This is a genomic window from Pseudomonas sp. B20, from assembly GCF_020515755.1.
Classification (GTDB): domain Bacteria; phylum Pseudomonadota; class Gammaproteobacteria; order Pseudomonadales; family Pseudomonadaceae; genus Aquipseudomonas; species Aquipseudomonas syringae.
Genome location: NZ_JAHPJG010000005.1, coordinates 84,919 through 106,913, shown reverse-complemented (window position 1 = coordinate 106,913; position 21,995 = coordinate 84,919). Strand labels below are relative to the sequence as shown.

Below are 21,995 nucleotides of genomic sequence, written 5' to 3'. Positions count from 1 at the left end.
AAGGGCTCGTGGCCCGATCACCTTCAACCTCTGCGCAGGAGCGATCCATGATTCAGCTCACCGCTGAACACACCCCGGCGGGTACCAGCTATCTGGCTACCGGCCAAGGTCACCCCGTGGTGTTGATTCACGGGGTGGGCCTGAACAAGGAAATGTGGGGCGGCCAGATCGTCGGTCTGGCCACGCATTACAAGGTCATCGCCTATGACATGCTCGGCCATGGTGCCAGCCCCCGCCCCGACCCGGAGACGGGTCTGCCGGGCTACGCCGAACAACTGCACGAGTTGCTGACGCATTTGCAGTTGCCGCAGGCGGCGGTCGTCGGCTTTTCGATGGGCGGCCTCGTCGCGCGTGCGTTCGCGCTGGAGTTCCCTGAGCACCTGTCGGGGCTGGTGGTGCTCAACAGCGTTTTCAATCGCAGCGCGGAACAGCGTGCCAGCGTCATTGCGCGCACCAGCCAGGCGGCCGAGCATGGCCCGGACGCCAACGCGGGCGAAGCGCTGTCTCGCTGGTTCAGCCGTGAGTATCAGGCAGCCAGCCCGGCGCAGATTGCGGCCATTCGGCACAACCTGGCCAGCAACGATCCGCAGGGTTACCTGACCACGTACAAGCTGTTCGCTACTCAGGATATGTACCGCGCCGAGGATCTGGGCGATATTCGCGCACCGACGTTGATCGCCACGGGCGAACTTGACCCGGGATCGACGCCGCAAATGGCCCGCGAACTGGCCGCGCGTATCCCCGGTGCCGACGTCGCGATATTGCCCGATCAACGCCATATGATGCCGGTTGAATCGCCACGTCTGGTCAACCAGGTGCTGCTCGGTTTCTTCGAAAAGATCGGCCTCGACAAGCCAGCGTCCGCTCACCATTCGATCAAGGGGATTGTTGCATGAGCCTTACCCGCTTTCAGATGTGCATCGACGGTCAGTGGGTCGATGCGTTGTCCGGCAAGACCTTCGACAGCCTCGACCCGGCGCTGGCCGAACCCTGGGCGCAATTGCCGGATGCTGACGCAGCCGACGTCGAACGAGCCGTTCAGGCCGCCCAGAAAGCCTTCGAGGGTAAGGCCTGGCGCGGCTTGACGGCCACGGCACGCGGCAAGCTGTTGCGTAAGCTGGGCGACCTGATTGCCGAAAACAAGGAGCAACTGGCGCAGCTGGAAAGCCGCGACAACGGCAAACTGATTCGCGAGACCCGCGGGCAGGTCGGCTACCTGCCGGAGTTCTTTCATTACACCGCAGGGCTGGCTGACAAACTCGAAGGCGGCACCCTGCCCCTCGACAAGCCGGACCTGTTCGCCTACACCGTGCACGAACCGATGGGCGTGGTGGCCGGGATCATCCCCTGGAACAGCCCGCTGTACCTGACCGCCATCAAGCTGGCACCAGCACTGGCTGCTGGCAACACCATCGTCCTCAAACCCTCGGAACACGCCTCCGCCACCGTGCTTGAACTGGCGCGTCTGGCACTTGAAGCCGGCATTCCGCCTGGCGTGGTCAACGTCATCACCGGTTACGGCCCGACCACTGGCGCGGCCCTCACCCGGCACCCGCTGGTGCGCAAGATAGCCTTCACCGGTGGCGCGGCCACAGCGCGTCATGTGGTGCGCAGCAGCGCGGAGAACTTTGCCAAACTGTCACTGGAGCTGGGCGGGAAATCACCCAACATCATCTTCGCCGACGCCGACCTGGACAGCGCCATCAATGGCGCCGTCGCTGGCATCTATGCGGCGTCCGGGCAAAGCTGTGTTTCCGGCTCGCGACTGCTGGTGCAGGACGAAATCTACGACGAGTTCGTCGAACGCCTGGCCGAGCGCGCCAGCCGGATTCGTATCGGCAATCCGCAGGATGAAGGCACTGAAATGGGCCCGATGGCCACTGCCCAGCAACTGGCTGTGGTAGAAGGCCTGGTGGCCGACGCGCTGGCCGAAGGTGCACGCCTGCGCCTGGGCGGCAAGCGACCGACGCTGGACAGCAAAGGCTGGTTCTATGAACCTACGCTGTTCGAGTGCGATCACAATTCGATGAAGATCATGCAGGAAGAAGTGTTCGGCCCGGTGGCCTCGGTGATTCGTTTCAAGGACGAAGCCGAAGCGCTGGCCATCGCCAACGACTCCCAGTTCGGCCTCGCCGCCGGCATCTGGACCCGCGACCTGGGACGCGCGCACCGTCTGGCGCGGGATATTCGCTCGGGTATCATCTGGGTGAATACGTATCGAGCCGTGTCGGCCATGGCGCCTATCGGTGGTTTCAAAAATAGCGGCTACGGTCGCGAGAGCGGGATAGACTCCGTGCTGGCCTACACCGAACTGAAAACGGTGTGGATCAACCTTTCGCAGGCGCCCATGCCTGATCCATTTGTCATGCGTTAACGAGGCCGCTGCGATGATAGAACCCGGTATTTACAAAGAAGTCATGGCGTCATTCCCTTCGGGCGTGACCATCGTCACCACCCTGGACGCTGAGGGCAACCTGTTCGGTATTACTGCCAGCGCATTCAGCGCGCTGTCCATTGACCCGGCACTGGTGCTGTTCTGCCCCAACTACGAATCGGACACTTACCCGGTGTTGCGCGACAGCAAAAAATTCGCGATTCACCTGCTGTCTGCCGATCAGCAGGCAGAAGCCTATGCGTTCGCCAGCAAAGGCAAGGACAAGACCAAGGGCATCGAGTGGCAGTTGAGCGAGCTGGGCAACCCGCTGCTGAGCAACGCCACGGCGATCATCGAGTGTGAACTGTGGCGCGAATACGATGGCGGCGATCACGCGATCATTGTCGGTCAGGTGAAAAACCTGATCCTGCCCGCGACACCGGTCACACCGATGGTTTATCACCGGGGCAAGATGGGTGCACTGCCAGCCATCGTCTGAGGCGGCTCGGGGCGGTTTTGGTGGTTGCAGGCATGGGCGTGATAAACTCGGCCGCGACCCGGGTTCATCCGTCCGGGCCATGCAGCAGCCCGCGCAGTGTGCGGGTTGCCGACATGAGCGAGACTTTATTTCCAGTCACGTTTTTACTTTGACAGCCCCATTCCGAGCACACCTGATGAAACGCCTGCCTCTCGACGACACCTTCAAGGTCAACCGCAACCCCGTCACGCTGCGCGAGATCGTGCTGGACAAACTGCGCAGCGCAATCATGAACTTTCAGCTGTTGCCGGGTGATCGTCTGGTCGAGCGTGATCTGTGTGACCGCCTCGGTGTGAGCCGCACCTCGGTGCGCGAAGCACTGCGCCACCTGGAATCCGAAGGTCTGGTCGAGTTCGCCGATGCCAAAGGCCCGCGTGTTGCAATCATCACGCTGGCTGATGCGTGCGATATCTACGAACTGCGTTGCGTGCTGGAAGGCCTGATCGTTCAGCTGTTCACCCTGCGCGCCAAGCCCAAGGACATTCGCGCACTGGAAAAAGCTCTGGAGGAAAATCGGCAGGCGCTCAAGGAAGGCGAACTGCAGCAGGTGATCGACTCGGTCCAGGGTTTCTACGATGTATTGCTGGAAGGCTCGGGCAACCATGTGGCCGCGACCCAGCTACGCCAATTGCAGGCGCGCATCAGCTACCTGCGCGCCACCTCGGTATCCCAGGAAAACCGCCGCGGTGCCAGCAACAAGGAAATGGAGCTCATGGTCGAAGCGATCAAGAGCGGCGACCCACTGGCCGCGCACCAGGCGTCGGTCGATCACGTACGCAACGCCGCACGCGTGGCGCTGGAATACCTCAAATCCAAGCAGGACGAAGACAGCAAAGTCCGCGACATCGTCGCCCCCGTCGCGCTGAAAGAACCTCGCATAGGTCGCTGAAATGGCCACACCGCGCTTCTGTCCCCAATGCGGTAGCGCTGATCTGGCTCAGCGTGTGCCGTCGGGCGATACACACGTGCGGCTGGTCTGTGGCGACTGTCAGTACATTCACTACATCAACCCGAAGATCATTGCAGGTTGCATCATCGAGCAGGAAGGCAAGTACCTGCTCTGCCAGCGTGCCATCCCGCCGCGCCCCGGCACCTGGACACTGCCTGCCGGCTTCATGGAAAGCGGCGAAACCACCGAGCAGGCGGCGCTGCGCGAAGTCTGGGAAGAAACCGGTGTACGCGCCGAGATCCTTTCGCCCTACTCCATTTTCAGCGTGCCGCGCATCAGCGAAGTCTACATCGTGTTCCGTGCCATCGCGCTGGAGGTGACCGGCCAGTTCGGCCCGGAAACCCTGGACTACAGATTCTTCGCCCCCGAAGACATCCCGTGGGACAGCATCTATTACCCCGCCATTCGCCAGATACTGGAACGCTATATCGAAGAACGTCAGGCGGGTGTCTACGGTATTTATATCGGCAACGACGACACCGGCAAGGTGCACTTCATCCGGTGAACGCCTGAAGCTTTCAGCTCGCAACTGAACGCTTAAAACTGCCCCTCGGCGATCACGATCTCGGCCTTCGAAGCGCCCTGCCTGTGGCTCATCGCATGCTGGTACTCGGGCGACTGATAACAGGCCAGCGCCTTCTCGTAGGATTCAAATTCGATAATCACCGTGCGCTGCGGCGTATCACGCCCTTCGATCGCCTCGGAACGCCCGCCGCGCGCGAGGAACCTGCCACCAAACAGCTCGAAAGCCGCGGGCGCGCGCTGGGTGTATTCGCTGTACTGCTGAGGGTCGGTCACATCAACGTGTGCAATCCAATAGGCTTTCATCGCGATCTCACTGTTTCATTGATAGGCAATCTGTGAAATATTCTGTCTTATGGTATACCACGATTCATCCACCCACAAAACCGGGAAACTGACTATGGCGTTCGATCGCATCGAAGACATCATTGAAGACTACCGCCAGGGCAAGATGGTGTTGCTGGTCGACGATGAGGATCGGGAAAACGAAGGCGATCTACTGCTCGCCGCCGATTGCTGTTCGCCGCAGGCAATCAGTTTCATGGCCCGCGAGGCGCGCGGTCTGATCTGCCTGACGCTGACCGACGAACACTGCCAGCGTCTGGGCCTGGAGCAGATGGTGCCCAGCAACGGCAGCGTATTCGCCACGGCGTTCACAGTGTCCATCGAAGCCACCACGGGGGTGACCACCGGCATCAGCGCGGCAGATCGTGCGCGTACCGTTCAGGCCGCCGTCAACCCGCATGCAGTAGCGGAAGATCTGGTGCAGCCAGGGCATATCTTTCCATTGCGCGCGCGTGACGGCGGCGTGCTGACCCGCGCCGGACATACCGAAGCGGGCTGCGACCTGGCCCGCCTGGCCGGTTTCACGCCTGCGTCGGTCATCGTTGAAGTCATGAATGATGACGGCAGCATGGCCAGAAGACCTGACCTGGAAGTGTTCGCCAAAAAGCACGGCATCCGTATCGGCACCATCGCCGACCTGATCCATTACCGCCTGAGCACCGAACACACCATCGTCAGGATTGGCGAGCGCGAACTGCCGACCGTGCACGGCACCTTCCGTCTGTTCAGCTACGAAGACCGCATCGAAGGTGGCGTGCACATGGCCATGGTGATGGGCGACATCCGTCGCGACGCCGCCACACTGGTGCGCGTGCACGTTGTCGACCCGCTGCGTGACCTGGTGGGTGCCGAATACAACGGCCCTCCCAACTGGACACTCTGGGCCGCCCTGCAACGTGTCGCGCAGGAAGGTCACGGCGTGGTGGTGGTGCTGGCCAATCACGAATCATCCCAGGCGCTGCTGGAGCGCATTCCGCAGCTCACCCAGCCGCCCCGCCAATACACCCGCTCGCAATCACGCATTTATTCCGAGGTCGGTACAGGCGCACAGATCTTGCAGGACCTAGGGGTCGGCAAGTTGCGCCACCTTGGTCCACCCCTGAAATACGCCGGGTTGACCGGCTACGATCTGGAAGTGATTGAAAGTATTCCGTTTCCCGGCTGACCAGGTAAACACCTGGCGCGCGCGCCAGATAATCCGCCGCCTGCAACCACAGGCACTGATCAGAAAACCCACCGTGAAGGCGTTTTGACAGGGCAAAACGCTTGCAGAAAGTTTGGAATACCATAATATGACATTCCATAAATACAAGATCTGGTCAGACGCACCCTGCAAGGGACAGCACCAATAACAGCACCTGACCCGTACAAGGTTTCAAGGCCCATTGGACCTACTGCTCCCGATTACGCGGGCAAGAAAAGCCCGCTCAAAACACAACAAATGAGGGCGTAAAAATGGTGTTGAACAAACGTGCAACAGCAGTCCTGGCCGCTGGCGTGCTGGCTTTCTCGAGTGTCGCCGCTATTGCCGCCGAGAGCGTCAACTTCGTGAGCTGGGGCGGCTCCACGCAGGACTTCCAGAAGGAGGCCTGGGCGGCTCCATTCAGCAAGGCCAGTGGCATCACCGTCGTGCAGGACGGTCCTACCGACTACGGCAAACTCAAGGCCATGGTTGAAAGCGGCAACGTGCAGTGGGACGTTGTCGATGTCGAAGCCGACTTCGCCCTGCGCGCCGCCAGCGAGGGCCTGCTAGAGCCTCTGGACTTCAACACCATCAAGCGCGACGAGATCGACAAACGCTTCGTGACTGACCACGGCGCCGGTTCGTTCTTCTTCTCCTTCGTGCTCGGCTACAACGAAAGCAAAGTCGGCGGCAAGGCGCCGGGTGACTGGGCCGCGATGTTCGACACCAAGACCTACCCGGGCAAGCGCGCGCTGTACAAGTGGCCAAGCCCCGGCGTGCTGGAACTGGCCCTGCTGGCCGATGGTGTAGCCCCCGACAAGCTTTACCCGCTGGACCTCGACCGCGCCTTCAAAAAACTCGACACCATCAAGAAGGATATCGTCTGGTGGGGCGGCGGTGCGCAGTCCCAGCAACTGCTGGCCTCCGGTGAAGTGTCGATGGGGCAGATGTGGAACGGTCGGGTCTACGCCCTGCAACAGGATGGCGCCCCGGTGGGGGTGAGCTGGAAGCAGAACCTGGTCATGGCGGATTTTCTGGTCGTCCCCAAGGGCGCAAAAAACAAGGACGCCGCGATGAGGTTCATCGCCAATGCGACCAGCGCCAAAGGCCAGGCGGACTTCTCCAACCTCAGTGCCTATGCCCCGGTCAATACCCAGAGCGTTGCGCGCCTGGACTCTACGCTGGCACCTAACCTGCCGACCGCGCACGTTGCCGATCAAATCACTCTCGACTTCGCATACTGGGCCAAGAATGGCGCTGATATCGCGACACGGTGGAACGAATGGCTGGTCAAGTAAAAATGACAGCGGTTGCTCCTCGTCAATCCATGCCGGCCGGGGGTGCTTCCAGCACCGCTGGCACGGCCAGCCAGAAGGCGCCGGGCATGCTGCCATCCCCTTCCCTCGCACAGCGCTGGCGCGGCAGCCGTAATCTGCTTCCGGCGCTGATCTTCCTCGGGCTGTTCTTCTTCGCCCCGCTGATCGCACTGCTGCTGCGGGGCGTGCTTGAACCGGTGCCGGGCCTTGGCAACTATGAGCAACTGTTTGCCAACTCGGCCTACTCGCGGGTGCTGCTCAATACCTTTTCCGTAGCGGGCCTGGTGACGCTGTTCAGCCTGCTGCTTGGCTTCCCGCTCGCTTGGGTGATCACCCTGGTGCCACGCGGCTGGGGACGCTGGATTCTGAATATCGTGCTGTTGTCGATGTGGACCAGCTTGCTGGCCCGCACTTATTCGTGGCTGGTGCTGTTGCAGGCCTCCGGGGTCGTCAACAAGGCCTTGATGGCCATGGGCATCATCGATCAACCGCTGGAAATGGTGCACAACCTGACCGGTGTGGTGATCGGCATGAGCTACATCATGATTCCGTTCATCGTCCTGCCGTTGCAGGCGACCATGCAGGCCATCGATCCGATGGTGCTGCAGGCGGGTTCGATCTGCGGGGCCAGCCCGTGGAGCAATTTTTTCAGAGTGTTTCTGCCACTGTGCCGTCCGGGGCTGTTTTCCGGAGGCCTGATGGTGTTTGTCATGTCGCTCGGTTACTACGTCACCCCGGCGCTGCTCGGCGGCGCGCAGAACATGATGCTGCCCGAATTCATCGTCCAGCAGGTGCAATCGTTCCTCAACTGGGGGCTGGCCAGTGCCGCCGCTGCGTTGCTGGTGCTGATCACGCTGGTGCTGTTCTACTTCTACCTGAAGCTCCAGCCGGAATCACCGGTCGGCGCCAGCAACACGAGGTAAACCGCCATGCTCCTGACACCCAATGCCATGAGCCCCGGCTTGCGTACGGGCCTGTACCTGACCACCGCCCTGATCGCGCTGTTCCTGTTGCTGCCGATCCTGTTCATCGTTCTGCTGTCGTTCGGTTCGTCGCAGTGGCTGGTGTTTCCGCCGCCCGGCTGGACGCTGAAATGGTATCAGCAGTTTTTTTCCAACCCGGACTGGATGGCCGCGGCCATGTCCAGCTTCAAGGTCGCGATCCTGACCACCCTCGCCTCGGTGGCGCTGGGCCTGCCCACCGCGTTCGCGCTGGTGCGTGGCCGGTTTCCGGGGCGTGACTTTCTGTACGGCGTTTTCACACTGCCGATGATCGTGCCGCTGGTGATCATCGCTGTCGCGGTCTACGCGCTGTTTCTCAAGCTCGGGTACACCGGCACGCTGTTTTCCTTCGTCGTCAGCCATGTGATCGTCGCCCTGCCGTTCACCATCATCTCGATCATCAATTCGCTGAAGCTGTTCGACCAGTCCATCGAGGATGCCGCGGTCATCTGCGGCGCTTCACGCTTGCAGGCCATCTACAAGGTGACCTTTCCCGGCATCCGGCCGGGCATGATGGCCGGCGCGCTGTTTGCGTTTCTGGTGTCGTGGGACGAGGTGGTGTTGAGCGTGATGATGGCCAGCCCGACCCTGCAAACCCTTCCCGTGAAAATGTGGACCACCCTGCGTCAGGACCTGACGCCGGTCATCGCCGTCGCCTCAACGCTGCTGATCGCCCTGTCGGTGCTGATCATGTTCATCGCCGCGACCCTGCGTCGCCGCAACGAAGCCAGGAGTACTTCATGAGTGCCGTGATCAAAGACCCCGCCCATCAGCACCAGAACACACTGGTCAGCCTGTGTAATCTGAACAAGCACTACGGAAATTTCGCCGCCGTCGACGACATTTCCCTGGACATCCAGGACGGTGAATTCCTGACCTTTCTGGGCTCCAGCGGCTCGGGAAAAAGCACCACGCTGTCGATGCTCGCCGGCTTCGAAACGCCCAGCTCGGGCGAGATTCTGGTAGGCGGCAAATCGCTGGTGAATGTGCCGCCGCACAAGCGTGACATCGGCATGGTGTTCCAGCGCTACTCGCTGTTCCCGCACCTGTCGGTACGCGACAACATTGCCTTTCCGCTGGCGATCCGCAAATTGCCTGCGGCCGAGCGCGAGAAGAAAGTCGATGCGATGCTCAAGCTGGTTCAGCTCGAAGCCTTCGCTCATCGTCGCCCTTCGCAACTGTCTGGCGGCCAGCAGCAGCGGGTCGCCATCGCCCGGGCGCTGGTTTACGAGCCGCGCATCCTGCTGATGGACGAGCCTCTGGGCGCACTGGACAAGAAACTGCGCGAAGACCTGCAGGACGAACTGCGTCAGTTGCATCGCCGGCTGGGCATCACCATCGTTTACGTGACCCATGACCAGGAAGAAGCCATGCGTCTATCACAGCGCATCGCCATCTTCAGCCATGGCAAGATCGTCGGTCTGGGCTCGGGCTATGACCTGTATCAGGATCCGCCGAATGCCTTCGTCGCCTCGTTTCTCGGCAACTCGAACTTCCTCAGGCTCAAGGCCCAGGGCAATGCCGTGGCGACCTTCGAAGGCAGCACACTGGCGATTCGCCTGACCGCAGGGCTGAAGACCGATCAGGACGTGCTGCTGATGGTGCGCCCGGAGAAAGCCCAGGCACTGAGCGTGTCCCAGGCAGCCGCCATGCCGCTCGAAGCAGGCTGGAATGAGGTGAACGCCACGGTTACTGAAGTGCTTTTCCTCGGCGAGAGCCAGACGTGCTCGGTGGTCACTGCCGGAGGCACTGCCATGACCGTCAAGGCGCTTTCCGCGAACGGCATGTCACTCAAGGCGGGCGACCCGGTGCGCGTGCGTTGGGCAGCCGCAGACGCGTGCATCTACACCGAGTGGACCGACAGCGACCTGAACAAGGCGGCCGGCACGCACTGACGCTGCGTGGCGTGGCGTGCCTCAGTGGTTGACGGGCGAAGGATGCAGGGCAAGGTAGTCGCGCAGAAACTCCACCGTGACGCGCACCTTGGCCGAACTCATCAGCGGCGAGGTGTGCACCGCCCAGATGTCTGCATCCTGGCGGTAATCCGGCAACACCTGAACCAACCGGCCCTCGGCCAGATCAGTGCGCACATCCCACAGCGAACGCAGCAACACCCCGCGCCCGTCCAGGCACCACTGACGGGCGATTTCGCCGTGGTTGGTAGACAGGCTGCCGGTCACCTTGACAGTTTCGGCACCCTGCGGCCCGTTGAGGTGCCAGATGCCGAACGGCCGGTCGCGCTCCTTGATCACCAGGCAATCGTGATTGGCCAGCTCGCCAAGATTAAGCGGCGTGCCGTGAAGGTTGAGGTAGCCGGGGCTCGCGCACAAGACCCGCCAGTTGCTGGCCAGATGCCTGGCGCGCAGGTGCGGGGCGATTTCGTTGCCGACGCGGATATCCAGATCGACGCCCTCTTCGATCAGATCGACCAGCCGGTCCTGAATGTCCAGACGGATATCCAGCTTCGGATAACGCGCCGCCAGTTCCGACAACGCCGGCGCGACGAAACGCCGGCCGAAGCCCTGACTGCTCACGACCCGCAACAAGCCACTCGGCTCGCCATGCAATGCCGCCACCTCTTCGCCCATCTGCTGCACTGAATCGAGCATCCCCCTGGCCCACTCGTAGACGCGCTCGCCATCTTCGGTAATCGACACCTGCCGGGTCGAGCGGTGCAGCAACACCACACCCATGCCCTGCTCCAGCAAACGGATGCGCTTGCTGACGTAAGCAGCGGACATGCCCAGCTCATCAGCAGCCCCGACAAAGCTTGAACGCCGGGCCACATGAACGAACACATTCAAATCATCAAAGCTGGGGTATTTATTCACGATTCGTGTTTTCTCAGTGCATTAATCAGCCGATTATCTTTATATCGTGCGCTTATAGCATGGATGGCCTGTGCAACTCATTCATCCCACACCCGTAATGGATCGATTCAGAGAGAGCGCCACCATGAACAACAAGAAACTGCGTATCGCTGCCATCGCCGGTGACGGCATTGGCCTGGAAGTGCTGCCCGAAGGGGTACGCGTGGTGCAGGCCGCCGCCGCGCGGCACGGGCTGGAACTGGAGTTCGAGTACTTCGAGTGGGCCAGCTGCGATTACTACCTGAAACACGGCAAGATGATGCCGGACGACTGGTTCGAACAGCTCAAAGGCTTTGACTCGATCTTCTTCGGCGCCGTCGGCTGGCCGGAAAAGGTTCCGGATCACATCTCGCTGTGGGGCTCGCTGCTCAAGTTTCGTCGCGAATTCGACCAGTACGCCAATATCCGTCCGGTGCGGCTGTTTCCCGGCGTGCCCTGCCCGCTGGCCAATCGCAAACCGGGCGACATCGACTTTGTCGTGGTCCGGGAAAACACCGAAGGTGAATACTCGTCGCTGGGCGGGATCATGTTCGAAAACACCGAAAACGAATTCGTGCTGCAGGAATCGGTGTTCACCCGTCGTGGTGTCGACCGCATTCTCAAGTTCGCCTTCGAGATGGCCAGCAAACGCGAGCGCAAGCACGTGACCTCGGCGACCAAATCCAATGGCATGGCCATCAGCATGCCGTACTGGGACAAGCGCACCGAAGCGATGGCCAGCCAGTACCCCGGCATCAGTTGGGACAAGCAACACATCGACATTCTCTGCGCCCGTTTTGTGCTGCAACCCGAGCGCTTCGACGTGGTGGTGGCGTCCAACCTGTTCGGCGACATCCTCAGCGACCTTGGCCCGGCCTGCGCAGGCACCATCGGCATTGCGCCGTCAGCCAACCTCAACCCCGAGCGCCACTTCCCGTCGCTGTTCGAACCGGTTCACGGCTCGGCCCCGGACATCTTCGGCCAGAACATCGCCAACCCGATCGCCATGATCTGGTCGGGTGCGCTCATGCTCGAATTCCTCGGCCAGGGCGATCAGCGCTTCACTGCGGCCCATGACGAAATCATCACCGCCATCGAGCAAGTGATCGCCAACGGCGACGTCACGCCGGATCTGGGCGGCACGCTTTCGACTCAGCAAGTCGGTGCGGCGATTGCCGGGCGGGTTTCTGCAGGCCGTTAAACATTCTCTGGCTCGCTGCGCTGTTCCAGCAATTCCACAAAACGGGTCAGGCTGCGTGACACCGTGCCGCGGCGCCAGATCAGCCAGGTGTGCAGGTAGCGAAACTTCTCGGACAGCGGCCAGATACTGACCGTGGCGCAGCCGGGCATGCTTTCCAGCATGCTGCGCGGCATCAGCGCCAGCCCGGCACCGGCGCTGACGCAGGCGAGCATGCCGTGGTAGGACTCCATTTCATGGATCTTGCCCGGCACTGCCGCGTCATCGGTGAACCAGCGTTCAAAGTGATGGCGGTACGAGCAGTTGGCACGAAACGCATAGATGCTCTCTCCGCTGACATCCCGCCCGCGCTTGACCGGCGCATGATTGAGCGGCGCGATGATGACCATTTCCTCTTCGAAGACCGGCACGCCGTCAAGCGATGGATGCTGCACCGGCCCGTCGACGAACGCAGCCACCAGTCGACCGGCCAGCACGCCGTCGATCATGGTTCCTGAGGGGCCGGTAGACAGGTCCAGCTCGACCTTGGCGTTCTGCTGGTTGTAGGCGGCCAGCAGCGCAGGAATCCTGACCGCAGCCGTGCTTTCCAGCGACCCCAGTGCAAAAGGCCCCTGTGGCTCCTCCCCGGAAACGGCGGAGCGCGCTTCCTGCACCAGATCCAGGATGCGTCGCGTGTAGTCGAGAAAATTCCAGCCTGCGGGAGACAGGCGCAAGCGGTGCTTCTCGCGAATGAACAGGTCGACGCCCAGATCCTGCTCCAGCTGCTTGATGCGCGTGGTCAGGTTCGAGGGCACCCGGTGGATGTGCTGCGCCGCGGCGCTGATGCTGCCATGTTCAGCCACCGCCTTGAAGATCTCCAGCTGAACCAGATCCATATCATTCTCCAAACATGAACGTTATGCTCATTATTATTCAGTTTTACAAAGCATTGCACGTCTATATTCTGGTCCCACTTCCACCTCAACAGGATGGCGCAATGACTACTGTCACCAGCAACACCCATGCAATCTCGATCAACCCTGCCACCGGCGAGCAGATCGGCCACTATGCCTTTGAATCCGCCGCCGCGCTGGATCAAAGCCTGTCGCGGGCGGCTGCCGGTTTTGCCGGCTGGAAGCGCACGCCGGTTCAGCAACGTGCGCAACTGATCGTCGCCATGGGTCAGGCCCTGCGCGATGACGTCGACAACATTGCCCGCATGATCAGCCAGGAAATGGGCAAGCCCGTCGCCCAGGCCAAAGGCGAGGTCGAGAAATGCGCGCAGCTGTGCGACTGGTACGCGGCGCAAGGCCCGGCGATGCTGGTGGCCGAAGCGACTCAGGTCGAGCATGACAAGGCGCGGATCGAGTACCGACCGCTGGGCCCGATTCTCGCGGTAATGCCGTGGAATTTTCCGATCTGGCAAGTGCTGCGCGGTGCGATTCCGACCCTGCTGGCCGGCAATACTTACGTTCTCAAGCACGCGCCCAACGTCATGGGCTGCGCTTACCTGATGCTCGAGGCGTTCAAGCGTGCCGGTTTCCCTGAGGGTGTGTTCGAGGTCATCAACGTCACCCCGGAAGGCGTTTCAAACGCCATTGCCGACCCGCGCATCGCAGCCGTCACCCTGACCGGCAGCGTACGTGCCGGCCAGGCCATCGGCGCCCAGGCCGGTGCGGCACTGAAGAAGTGCGTGCTGGAACTGGGCGGTTCCGACCCGTTCATCGTGCTCAATGACGCGGACCTGGATCAGGCGGTGAAGGCCGCGGTGATTGGCCGCTTCCAGAACACCGGACAGGTCTGTGCAGCGGCCAAGCGCCTGATCATCGAGCAAGGCGTGGTCGAGGAGTTCACCCGCAGATTCGTCGAGCAAACACGTCAACTGGTAACAGGCGATCCTCTTTCCAGCGAAACCTACATTGGCCCCATGGCCCGCTTCGACCTGCGCGACGAGCTGGATGCCCAGGTGCAGGACACACTCGCCGAAGGCGCCACACTGTTGCTGGGCGGCAAAAAGGCCGAAGGCCAGGGCAATTTTTATCAGCCTACCGTGCTCGGTGACGTCACCGATAAGATGACTTCGTTCCGGCAAGAGCTGTTCGGCCCGGTAGCGTCGATCATCACCGCACGTGACGCGCAGCACGCCCTGGAGCTGGCCAATGACAGTGACTTCGGCCTGACCGCAACGATTTATACCCGCGACCTGCAACTGGCCGAGCGCATGACCGTGGAGCTGGAAACCGGCGGTGTGTTCATCAACGGCTACAGCGCTTCAGACCCGCGCGTGAGCTTCGGCGGCGTGAAGAAAAGCGGCTTTGGCCGTGAGCTGTCGCACTTCGGTGTACGCGAGTTCTGCAATGCGCAGACCGTATGGCGGGATCGTCACTGAGGGTTCTGCTGATACACAGCCATTGTGGGACTGACCGAGGCAGCGATCCGCGGTGCTCACGAATAGACTGATGCAGCCGCTGAGTAATTTGCTGATCAATCAGTCCGCCTTCGCGAGCAAGCTCGCTCCCACGGGGGGCATCTGTGGCAGCGATGAGTGAGCTTGCTCACGAAGAGACTGATGCAGCCGCTGAGTAATTTGCTGATCAACCAGTCCGCCTTTGCGAGCAAGCTCGCTCCCACGGGGTCATCTGTGGGAGCGATGAGTGTGCTTGTGTGGGAGTGAGCTTGCTCACGAAGAGGCCGTTACGGCAGGCGCAGATCGTTAGAGCCAGACATCGCGATTACTCGTCGCCTGTTTCTACCACTGCAGGCTCACCAATCGTGTAGAAATGCCCACCCGCGACGTAATGCAGGCTGCGCCATTTCGGATCGGCTTTTTCAAATTCCCAGTGTCCGTCTTTGAACACACGAGTATCAGCCCAGGCGCCAACCACTTCGCCAATGAACAGGTCATAGGTCTGCTGATTGTGCGGCTCGGGAATGACCTTGCAGATCAGCCAGGCCGAGCAGCCTGCGACCAGCGGCGAGTCGTGGCCGTCAATGCGGAACAGGTCCACATTGGCCTTGTCCAGCTTGTCCGGGGTGAAAACCTTGCTCTGAGTGCCGACGTCGAAGGTCATCTGCAATTGATCCAGATTGGGCACCTGCAGGGCAAAGTAGCCGCTCTTTTCCACCAGTCCGCGGGTCTTGGTCATCTTGTCGATGACCAGCGTCACCTTGGGTGGCGAGAAGTCCAGCGCACAGGCCCAGGCCGCAGCCATAACGTTATGCGTGCCCTCGTGGCTGGATGAGACCAGCACGGTCGGCCCGTGGTTGAGCAAACGGTAGGCTTTTTCCAGCTCGACAGGACGAATATGATTGTCCACTTGAAACCCTCGAAAACATGATTCGTGCCGCTACCGGCAAGGCAGCGAAATAAGGCATTGTGCGTGCATCAGCAGAACTGCAGGGTGCGACGGGCAAGCCGCGTGCGCCCTCTCCTTTCACCCACTCATAAGGTTTCGGATTGAGCAGGATAGACAGCCAGATCCCCGAAGTGTTCGCCCTGGTCCTTGCAGCGGGGCGCAGCAGGCGCTTTGCCGGTGACAAACGGCAGGCGCTTCTGCCCTGCGGGCGGACCCTGCTCACGGCAAGCCTGGAAAACGCGCAAAACGCATTCGGCAAAACGGCGGTGGTATTGCGCCCTGACGACCAGGCGGATGCGCTGGGGATCGCCTCGAACGTCACGATCATCCGCAGCGAAAACGCCGAACTGGGGATGGGCCACAGCCTGGCGAGCGCCGTTGCGGCGGTGATGGACTCCTCTGCCGATGCGGTTGCCATTGTTCTTGCGGACATGCCCTGGATACAGCCGCAGACCCTGCATGACCTGGCCAGAATGGCCGATCCTCAGCGCATCGTCCTGCCCATGCACGAGGGCCAACGCGGCCATCCGGTGATCATCGGCCGCCGGTTCTGGCCAGCGCTGCTCAAGCTGGAAGGCGATCAGGGCGCGAAGGCCCTGATCATCGACAACCCCGAGGCATGTGACGTACTGCACTGCGATGACCCTGGCATCCTGCGCGACGCCGACACCCCGTCAGCGCTGGCAGAAGCCTGCCGGCAACACCTTACACCTCGGCACGACTGACACCGTTGGCCACCCGCAGGATATCGGCCATTACCGCAATGGCGATCTCGGAAGGTGTCTTGCTGCCCAGGTTCAGGCCGATGGGCGCGTGGATCCGGTCCAGGACCTGAGCGTCCAGCCCGCCAATGCGCCCCAGACGCTCCAGACGCTTGCTGCTGGTGCGCATCGAGCCCATCGCGCCGATGTAGAACGCCTCGGTACGTACCGCCTCGAGCATGCTCAGATCATCCAGCTTCGGATCATGCGTCAGAGCAAGAACGGCCGTCGAACTGTGGCAGCCGCCCTCGGCAATGAACACCGCAGGCAGCACGCCACGCACCTCGACACCCGGCATGGAAAACCCCGATGTGACCTCGACACGAGGGTCACAGACGATCACCTCATAGCCCATGGCAACGGCAAAACTGGCGCAGAACTCTGCCACTGGCGACAGTCCGGCGAGCAGTACACGATACACCGCGCCCATGCGGATACTGATGCTTTCGCCATCGACCTGCACACGCGACTCGCCCATCGTCGCAGGCCCGATCGCTCTCTGCACGCCACCCAGTTGCACCTGCCTGCTGACCAGCTCGCGACCGGCCAGCGCCTGCTCGATGGCCGCCAGGTGTGCATCGGCTTCAGGCCCTGGCGCGATGAACTCGATCAGTACATCCAGCACACCGCCGCACGGCAAGGCCCGCGTCGGCGCAAAACCGCCGTCGCCGTAGCGAACCACCTGATTGACCGGCTCGAACTGCCCCGCGGCAACGCGCTCGAGAAAGTCCTCTTCCACGCAACCACCCGACAGAGAGCCACGATGCTCGCCGCTGCCCAGCGCCACCAGCATCGCACCCGGCCCGCGCGGGGCCGAACCGAATGTGGAAAGAACCGTACACAACCAGACGGCCTTGCCGCTGGCCAGCCAGTCCCGCGCCTGTTGTACAACCTGCAAATCAAGCTGTTTCATCGTTACAACCCTGCCATCAGTTTTTCCTTGCTGATCGGCAGGCTGCGCACCCGTTTGCCCGTCGCGTGATACACCGCATTGGCCACGGCTGCGGCCAGCCCGGTCACACCGATCTCGCCGATGCCTCGTGCGCCGAATTCACCCAGGTTGTAATCCGGATAATCCAGCAGCAAGACGTCGATGTCCGGTTGATCCGCATGCACCGGCACCACGTACTCGGCGTAGTTGTTATTGACCGGCATGCCGCTGCGCGGATCGTATTCACCGGCCTCGAACAAGGCCATGCCGATGCCCATCACAATCGCGCCTTCCACCTGATTGCGGGCCGCCAGCGGGTTGACCACTTTGCCCACGTCAATGGCGCTGACCACCCGCGAGACGCGCAGACTGGAAATGCCCGGGTCCCAGCGCACCTCGACAAAATGCACACCGAACGATCGGAATGAGTACTTGCCCGCCTCAGGCATGCCGCTCTGAAAAGTGCCCTCTGCACGCGACAGGCGCTGGCCGTTCAGCACATCGACGAAGCTTGCGCGCTGTTCACCCATGACCAGTTGGCCGTTCTCGACCTTGATCGCTTCGGCGTCCTGTCCGGCGAACACGGCATCCTTGCTGACGGCGTACTGGCGCAGCTTCTGCAACGCTTCGCGGGTGGCGCCGGCAATCGCCGGCATCACGCTGGCGGTGACCCACGAGCCGCCGGACACCGGGCCTGCCGGGAACGACGAGCTGCCCAGTTCCACTTCGACGCGCTCCATGGGAATGCCGGTCAACTGGCTGACGGTCTGCGCGACGATGGTGTACGTGCCGGTGCCGATATCCTGCAAGCCACACTGAGCCAGCGCCGTGCCGTCGGAACGCAGAATGACCCGCGCATCGGTAGGCACCTGATAGGCTTCCCAATTGCAGGCGCCCATGCCGTAACCAATGATTTCATCGCCTTCGCGCATCGAACCGACGTCTGCCTTGCGCGCGTGCCAGCCAAACCGTTCGGCGGCCTTGTCGATGGCCTCAGGCAGGTGGTTACTGGACCACGGCAGGCCTGCGCTCTGATCCTTGTCAGAGAGGTTCAGCTTGCGGAATGCCAGAGGGTCCATGCCACTGGCCAGGGCCATTTCATCAATGGCCGACTCCAGTGCAAACAGACCCGGTGCCGCGCCCGGCGCGCGCATGGAGGTCGGCGTACCGCGATTGATGGGGCTGATCTTGTGGCTGACCAGCACGTTATCGCAGGCATACAGGCTTTTGGTCACGCCACCGCAGTTTTCGGTGTAGTCATCGAGCATTGAGGTGTTGTTGAACGACTCGTGACGAATCGACACCAGCTTGCCGCTCGCATCGGTGGCCAGACGAAGGCGCTGGCGAGTTTCCGGACGATGGCCCACGGTGGTGAACATCTGCGCACGCGGCAGCACCAGTTGCACCGGGCGCCCGGTAACCTTGGCAGCGGCGCACGCCGCGACCGAATGTGGCCACGGCCACAGCTTGCCGCCAAAGCCCGAGCCGATGAAGGGCGCGCGCACTTCCACCCGGTCGGGGGAAAGGTCAAAGACGTTGGCCAGCAGGTTGCGGTGGTTGACCACGCCCTGAGTGCTTTCATAGACAAACAGCTTGCCGTCCTGCCACCAGGCGGTGCTGGCGTGCATTTCCATCGGGTTATGCACTTCAACCGGCGTGGTGTAAGTCTGATCGACTTTCACTTTTGCGCCGTCGAATGCGCTGTCCGGGTTACCCCGATTGTGCCCCGCACCGCCATCGCGGGCGCCGTTGACGCGCATGCCCTCGTCAAGGTCCTTGACCGCCGGACGCTCGTCGTAATCTACAGTCACGCGATAGGCCGCCTCCCTCGCCTGCTCGAAACTCTCGGCCACCACCAGAGCCACGAACTGACCAGGGTAGTAGACGCGATCGTCCTCGAACGGCAGGCGATGCTCGTCCGCCTTGCTGGCCGATAGCATCTTGGCAAAGCTCAGCTTGGTGTTCGGAGTACGGTGCAGCGAGGGAAAGTTGTCGTGATGAAAGATATCGACCACGCCAGGCATCGCCTTGGCCTGCTGATCCTTTATGGCCACCACGCGCCCGTTGGAGATGGTGCTGTAGACGCCATAGGCGTAAAGCATCTTGCCCATCGGATGGTCCGCGGCGTAGCGCGCCTGACCACTGACTTTCTTGCCGCCGTCGATACGACGCTGCGACACACCAATGATGTTTTCGCTCATGAGAAATTCCTAGGCCGTGAGGTCACGAAGATTGCGGACAATGACCTGCTGACCCAGCGGGATCTTGAAGGCGTTGTGTTCATAGGCCCGCGAGCCCTTCATCGCCAGCGCTGCAACCTTCGTAAAGGTGTCCAGGTCGGCACGCTGACCGATCAGCGCTTGCTCGGCGTCCAGGGCACGCCACGGCTTGGTGCCCACGCCGCCCAGCGCAATCCGCGCATCGGCAATGCGTTTGCCGTCCATCACCAGAATCACCGCACTGGACGCCAGGGCGAACTGGTACGAAGTACGGTCGCGCAACTTCAGATAAGACGAGCGGCTGCCTGACAGCGGCGCGTCGAGGGTCACATGGGTGATGAGCTCATGGGGCGCCAGCGCATGTTCGCGCTCTGGCGTATCACCAGGCAGCAAATGAAAATCAGCGAACGGGATATCCCGCGAGCCATTGGCGCCCTGAACGGTAACCTGCCCGCCGATGGCCGCCATGCCGACACACATGTCCGACGGATGCGTGGCAATACAATGATCGCTGGTGCCCAGCACTGCGTGCACACTACGGTTCATCCCGCCAATGGCTGCACAACCGGAGCCCGGCTGGCGCTTGTTACAGGCTGAAATACCGTCGCGAAAGTACGGGCAGCGCACACGTTGCATGAGATTGCCGGCGGTGGTCGCCTTGTTGCGCAATTGGGTCGAAGCACCGGCAAGAATCGCTTCGGACAGAACCGGATAGCGCTCCTGCACCAGCGGGTGGCTGGCCAGGTCGGTGTTGCTGACCAGCGCGCCGATGCGCAGGCGGCCATCGGGCAGCGACTCGACCTGCTTCAACGCCAGATGGTTGATGTCCACCAGTTGCTGCGGTTGCATCACGTCGAGCTTGACCAGATCCAGCAGCGTTGTGCCACCGGCCAGATAGAAGCGTTGCCCTTCACCGGACGCTGTGCTGAAAGCCTGCGCGGGCGAAGCGGCGCGAGCGTAGTCGAAAGTTCGCATCAGGCAGCACCTCCCATTTTCGAGCGCGCAGATTGCACGGCAGACAGAATGTTCTTGTAGGCACCGCAACGGCAGATATTGCCGCTCATGGCCTCTCTGACGCTGGCGTCGTCGGACGCAATGTTCGGGTCCTTGAGAATCGCGACCGCGCTCATGATCTGTCCGGAGGTGCAGTAACCGCATTGGTAGGCGTCGTGTTCCCAGAACGCTTCCTGTACCGGGTGCAGCTTGCCGTTCTCGGCCAGCCCTTCGATGGTAGTAATGCTGTCGCCCTGATGCTGAACGGCGATCGACAGACAGGAGTTGATTGCCAGGCCGTTGACCAGCAGCGTGCAAGCGCCGCACTGGCCGTGGTCACAGCCCTTCTTGGTGCCCGTCAGTTGCAGACGGTCACGCAGCACGTCGAGCAGAACGGCATTGGCTGGCACGTTCAGGGTATGAACCTGGCCGTTGACCTTCAACTGGATGCGTTGCTCACCCGCTGCGGACGCGTCACTGTCTTCGACCACGGGGGCCGCAGGTGCCAGAGGCGCAGCCTGCAGCAGGCCGTCGGACGGGATCCAGGTAGACAGCGTGGCCGCAGCAATGCCTGAGGCACCGAACTTCAGAAAGTTTCGGCGTGAGGGCTGCACGGCGCTGCTGTCGACAGCAGTTTCCTTGTGCTTCTTGGGTTCGGTCATCAGGATCACTCGGTAATAGCCGTCGCTGCTGTAAAGCGACGGGCGTTATGGTGTGGTCAGCGGCCCGGGCGTACTCCTGTCCACTGACGTGCTGCCTTTATTTTCGGGGGGTAATCAAAGCCAAAACGCTATCACCCGTTACAAGTGTTTAACTGGTCTGCGCTTCTAAAGTTCCAACTGTTTGACGGACGTCTGTATCCGAACATTGCGGCCACGGGCATGGCAGCCGTATACGGACCCTAACAGGAGGTCGGCGCGCTGATTAGCCAGGCAAAGCCACACGCTGTTATGAGCGTGGCTCATCAATGCACGAGAGCCGGACAAACGCGCTGTTCGGGGAGAGTTTCAGACCGAGTGAGGGCCATATCCGTCTGAGGGCTAAAGGCCCGGACGAAAATGCCGATACAGATAGGCAGTGGAAGGCTGTGAAGTGTCTAAATCAACGCATTCATGGCCAATTTGATGATGGCACCTCGCAACGGGGGTGCACATTATGCGAAAATACCGCGTCTTTGCCGGTATGCCACCGAGGGTGTGTCGCAGTACGCGTGGATAAAATTGCGCGTCGAGCGTGCCTCCATGCTCCGATGCGGCGTCTCAGACTCCGTGAACAGGCTGACCAGGTGTGTCTTCGCAAGTGGCTCAGAGGGAAAGACCCTCGGGCATCGCAGCACGCCAACAGAGCAAATGTCACTCATGACGCTGAATCCAATGATGATAAGAAGTCAGCGCAGCAGGACATAAATTGAGGTCTCGAGCGGTATTATATTGGCCTTGTATGTCCACCTCTAGTCCCCGTGGGTGCGAGTGTTTGTCGCA

At 61.4% G+C, this 21,995-nt stretch carries 21 protein-coding genes; 13 read left to right on the top strand and 8 right to left on the bottom strand.

Annotation, left to right across the window (positions count from 1 at the left end):
- Positions 1-47: 47 nt before the first annotated feature.
- From LIX91_RS07070 to LIX91_RS07050, 5 genes are all read left to right on the top strand, one after another.
- The gene (locus tag LIX91_RS07070) at positions 48-896 is read left to right on the top strand and encodes an alpha/beta fold hydrolase (RefSeq protein ID WP_024664199.1); all 849 of its coding nucleotides are present in this window, start codon (positions 48-50) and stop codon (positions 894-896) included.
- On the top strand, positions 893-2,374 hold the full coding sequence (locus LIX91_RS07065) for an aldehyde dehydrogenase (protein ID WP_003416401.1): 1,482 nt from the start codon (positions 893-895) through the stop codon (positions 2,372-2,374). Before LIX91_RS07070 ends, LIX91_RS07065 begins: the two co-directional genes overlap by 4 nt.
- 13 nt (positions 2,375-2,387) lie before the next feature.
- On the top strand, positions 2,388-2,873 hold the full coding sequence (locus LIX91_RS07060) for a flavin reductase family protein (RefSeq protein ID WP_003410158.1): 486 nt from the start codon (positions 2,388-2,390) through the stop codon (positions 2,871-2,873).
- Positions 2,874-3,048: 175 nt separating this feature from the next.
- A complete protein-coding gene (locus tag LIX91_RS07055) occupies positions 3,049-3,801 on the top strand; it encodes a GntR family transcriptional regulator (protein WP_003410157.1) in 753 nt (250 codons plus the stop codon).
- 1 nt (position 3,802) lies between these two features.
- Positions 3,803-4,366, top strand: coding sequence for an NUDIX hydrolase (locus LIX91_RS07050; protein ID WP_226488235.1), 564 nt, complete (start codon positions 3,803-3,805; stop codon positions 4,364-4,366).
- A 32-nt stretch (positions 4,367-4,398) separates the two neighbouring features.
- Here the strand turns inward: LIX91_RS07050 and LIX91_RS07045 are convergent, their stop codons facing one another.
- Positions 4,399-4,689 carry a DUF1330 domain-containing protein gene (locus LIX91_RS07045; protein WP_100071943.1) on the bottom strand — a complete coding sequence of 97 codons (291 nt, stop codon included), beginning with the start codon at positions 4,687-4,689 and terminating at the stop codon, positions 4,399-4,401.
- A gap of 94 nt (positions 4,690-4,783) precedes the next feature.
- On the opposite strand from LIX91_RS07045, the gene ribBA reads away from it, so the two are divergent.
- The 5 genes from ribBA to LIX91_RS07020 all read left to right on the top strand — a co-directional run bounded on the left by ribBA (position 4,784) and on the right by LIX91_RS07020 (position 10,123).
- The gene (gene ribBA / locus LIX91_RS07040; RefSeq protein WP_226488234.1) at positions 4,784-5,893 is read left to right on the top strand and encodes a bifunctional 3,4-dihydroxy-2-butanone-4-phosphate synthase/GTP cyclohydrolase II; all 1,110 of its coding nucleotides are present in this window, start codon (positions 4,784-4,786) and stop codon (positions 5,891-5,893) included.
- 290 nt (positions 5,894-6,183) lie between these two features.
- A complete protein-coding gene (locus tag LIX91_RS07035) occupies positions 6,184-7,209 on the top strand; it encodes an ABC transporter substrate-binding protein (RefSeq protein ID WP_226488233.1) in 1,026 nt (341 codons plus the stop codon).
- Complete coding sequence (locus tag LIX91_RS07030; protein ID WP_226488232.1) at positions 7,194-8,150, top strand: ABC transporter permease; 957 nt, start codon at positions 7,194-7,196, stop codon at positions 8,148-8,150. The genes LIX91_RS07035 and LIX91_RS07030 overlap by 16 nt, the downstream gene beginning before the upstream one ends.
- A gap of 6 nt (positions 8,151-8,156) precedes the next feature.
- Complete coding sequence (locus LIX91_RS07025; RefSeq protein ID WP_003405538.1) at positions 8,157-8,972, top strand: ABC transporter permease; 816 nt, start codon at positions 8,157-8,159, stop codon at positions 8,970-8,972.
- Positions 8,969-10,123 (top strand): ABC transporter ATP-binding protein, encoded by a 1,155-nt coding sequence (locus tag LIX91_RS07020; RefSeq protein WP_003410147.1) that lies wholly within the window; start codon positions 8,969-8,971, stop codon positions 10,121-10,123. Before LIX91_RS07025 ends, LIX91_RS07020 begins: the two co-directional genes overlap by 4 nt.
- Before the next feature lie 21 nt (positions 10,124-10,144).
- Here LIX91_RS07020 and LIX91_RS07015 read toward each other — a convergent pair whose 3' ends face one another.
- Positions 10,145-11,059, bottom strand: coding sequence for a LysR substrate-binding domain-containing protein (locus tag LIX91_RS07015; RefSeq protein WP_226488231.1), 915 nt, complete (start codon positions 11,057-11,059; stop codon positions 10,145-10,147).
- A gap of 124 nt (positions 11,060-11,183) precedes the next feature.
- Here LIX91_RS07015 and LIX91_RS07010 point away from each other — a divergent pair, with 124 nt between their 5' ends.
- Positions 11,184-12,278, top strand: a complete 1,095-nt coding sequence (locus LIX91_RS07010) for a tartrate dehydrogenase (protein WP_032702872.1) — start codon at positions 11,184-11,186, stop codon at positions 12,276-12,278.
- Here LIX91_RS07010 and ptrR read toward each other — a convergent pair.
- On the bottom strand, positions 12,275-13,150 hold the full coding sequence (ptrR, locus tag LIX91_RS07005) for a putrescine utilization regulator PtrR (RefSeq protein ID WP_003410140.1): 876 nt from the start codon (positions 13,148-13,150) through the stop codon (positions 12,275-12,277). The genes LIX91_RS07010 and ptrR overlap by 4 nt on opposite strands.
- A gap of 101 nt (positions 13,151-13,251) precedes the next feature.
- Here ptrR and LIX91_RS07000 point away from each other — a divergent pair, with 101 nt between their 5' ends.
- Positions 13,252-14,643 (top strand): aldehyde dehydrogenase family protein, encoded by a 1,392-nt coding sequence (locus LIX91_RS07000; RefSeq protein ID WP_100071946.1) that lies wholly within the window; start codon positions 13,252-13,254, stop codon positions 14,641-14,643.
- 343 nt (positions 14,644-14,986) lie between these two features.
- Here the strand turns inward: LIX91_RS07000 and LIX91_RS06995 are convergent, their stop codons facing one another.
- On the bottom strand, positions 14,987-15,571 hold the full coding sequence (locus LIX91_RS06995) for a flavin reductase family protein (protein ID WP_003410134.1): 585 nt from the start codon (positions 15,569-15,571) through the stop codon (positions 14,987-14,989).
- A gap of 140 nt (positions 15,572-15,711) precedes the next feature.
- Here LIX91_RS06995 and LIX91_RS06990 point away from each other — a divergent pair, with 140 nt between their 5' ends.
- The gene (locus LIX91_RS06990) at positions 15,712-16,335 is read left to right on the top strand and encodes an NTP transferase domain-containing protein (RefSeq protein ID WP_003410132.1); all 624 of its coding nucleotides are present in this window, start codon (positions 15,712-15,714) and stop codon (positions 16,333-16,335) included.
- Here LIX91_RS06990 and LIX91_RS06985 read toward each other — a convergent pair.
- Genes LIX91_RS06985 through LIX91_RS06970 form a run of 4 tightly spaced genes read right to left on the bottom strand, consistent with a single transcriptional unit; the run spans position 16,316 to position 21,176 of the window.
- A complete protein-coding gene (locus tag LIX91_RS06985; RefSeq protein ID WP_046266647.1) occupies positions 16,316-17,284 on the bottom strand; it encodes an XdhC family protein in 969 nt (322 codons plus the stop codon). The genes LIX91_RS06990 and LIX91_RS06985 overlap by 20 nt on opposite strands.
- 2 nt (positions 17,285-17,286) lie before the next feature.
- On the bottom strand, positions 17,287-19,503 hold the full coding sequence (locus tag LIX91_RS06980) for a xanthine dehydrogenase family protein molybdopterin-binding subunit (protein WP_226488230.1): 2,217 nt from the start codon (positions 19,501-19,503) through the stop codon (positions 17,287-17,289).
- A gap of 9 nt (positions 19,504-19,512) precedes the next feature.
- Positions 19,513-20,496 (bottom strand): FAD binding domain-containing protein, encoded by a 984-nt coding sequence (locus LIX91_RS06975; protein ID WP_100071948.1) that lies wholly within the window; start codon positions 20,494-20,496, stop codon positions 19,513-19,515.
- Positions 20,496-21,176 (bottom strand): (2Fe-2S)-binding protein, encoded by a 681-nt coding sequence (locus LIX91_RS06970; RefSeq protein WP_226488229.1) that lies wholly within the window; start codon positions 21,174-21,176, stop codon positions 20,496-20,498. The genes LIX91_RS06975 and LIX91_RS06970 overlap by 1 nt, the downstream gene beginning before the upstream one ends.
- Positions 21,177-21,995 lie beyond the last annotated feature (819 nt).

What these genes read in the sequence shown, in the direction of transcription:
- LIX91_RS07070 (WP_024664199.1), top strand. Translation starts at nt 48, where the DNA reads ATGATTCAGCTCACCGCTGAACACACCCCGGCGGGTACCAGCTATCTG.
- LIX91_RS07065 (WP_003416401.1), top strand. Translation starts at nt 893, where the DNA reads ATGAGCCTTACCCGCTTTCAGATGTGCATCGACGGTCAGTGGGTCGAT.
- LIX91_RS07060 (WP_003410158.1), top strand. Translation starts at nt 2,388, where the DNA reads ATGATAGAACCCGGTATTTACAAAGAAGTCATGGCGTCATTCCCTTCG.
- LIX91_RS07055 (WP_003410157.1), top strand. Translation starts at nt 3,049, where the DNA reads ATGAAACGCCTGCCTCTCGACGACACCTTCAAGGTCAACCGCAACCCC.
- LIX91_RS07050 (WP_226488235.1), top strand. Translation starts at nt 3,803, where the DNA reads ATGGCCACACCGCGCTTCTGTCCCCAATGCGGTAGCGCTGATCTGGCT.
- LIX91_RS07045 (WP_100071943.1), bottom strand. Translation starts at nt 4,689, where the DNA reads ATGAAAGCCTATTGGATTGCACACGTTGATGTGACCGACCCTCAGCAG.
- ribBA (WP_226488234.1), top strand. Translation starts at nt 4,784, where the DNA reads ATGGCGTTCGATCGCATCGAAGACATCATTGAAGACTACCGCCAGGGC.
- LIX91_RS07035 (WP_226488233.1), top strand. Translation starts at nt 6,184, where the DNA reads ATGGTGTTGAACAAACGTGCAACAGCAGTCCTGGCCGCTGGCGTGCTG.
- LIX91_RS07030 (WP_226488232.1), top strand. Translation starts at nt 7,194, where the DNA reads ATGGCTGGTCAAGTAAAAATGACAGCGGTTGCTCCTCGTCAATCCATG.
- LIX91_RS07025 (WP_003405538.1), top strand. Translation starts at nt 8,157, where the DNA reads ATGCTCCTGACACCCAATGCCATGAGCCCCGGCTTGCGTACGGGCCTG.
- LIX91_RS07020 (WP_003410147.1), top strand. Translation starts at nt 8,969, where the DNA reads ATGAGTGCCGTGATCAAAGACCCCGCCCATCAGCACCAGAACACACTG.
- LIX91_RS07010 (WP_032702872.1), top strand. Translation starts at nt 11,184, where the DNA reads ATGAACAACAAGAAACTGCGTATCGCTGCCATCGCCGGTGACGGCATT.
- ptrR (WP_003410140.1), bottom strand. Translation starts at nt 13,150, where the DNA reads ATGGATCTGGTTCAGCTGGAGATCTTCAAGGCGGTGGCTGAACATGGC.
- LIX91_RS07000 (WP_100071946.1), top strand. Translation starts at nt 13,252, where the DNA reads ATGACTACTGTCACCAGCAACACCCATGCAATCTCGATCAACCCTGCC.
- LIX91_RS06985 (WP_046266647.1), bottom strand. Translation starts at nt 17,284, where the DNA reads ATGAAACAGCTTGATTTGCAGGTTGTACAACAGGCGCGGGACTGGCTG.
- LIX91_RS06980 (WP_226488230.1), bottom strand. Translation starts at nt 19,503, where the DNA reads ATGAGCGAAAACATCATTGGTGTGTCGCAGCGTCGTATCGACGGCGGC.
- LIX91_RS06975 (WP_100071948.1), bottom strand. Translation starts at nt 20,496, where the DNA reads ATGCGAACTTTCGACTACGCTCGCGCCGCTTCGCCCGCGCAGGCTTTC.
- LIX91_RS06970 (WP_226488229.1), bottom strand. Translation starts at nt 21,176, where the DNA reads ATGACCGAACCCAAGAAGCACAAGGAAACTGCTGTCGACAGCAGCGCC.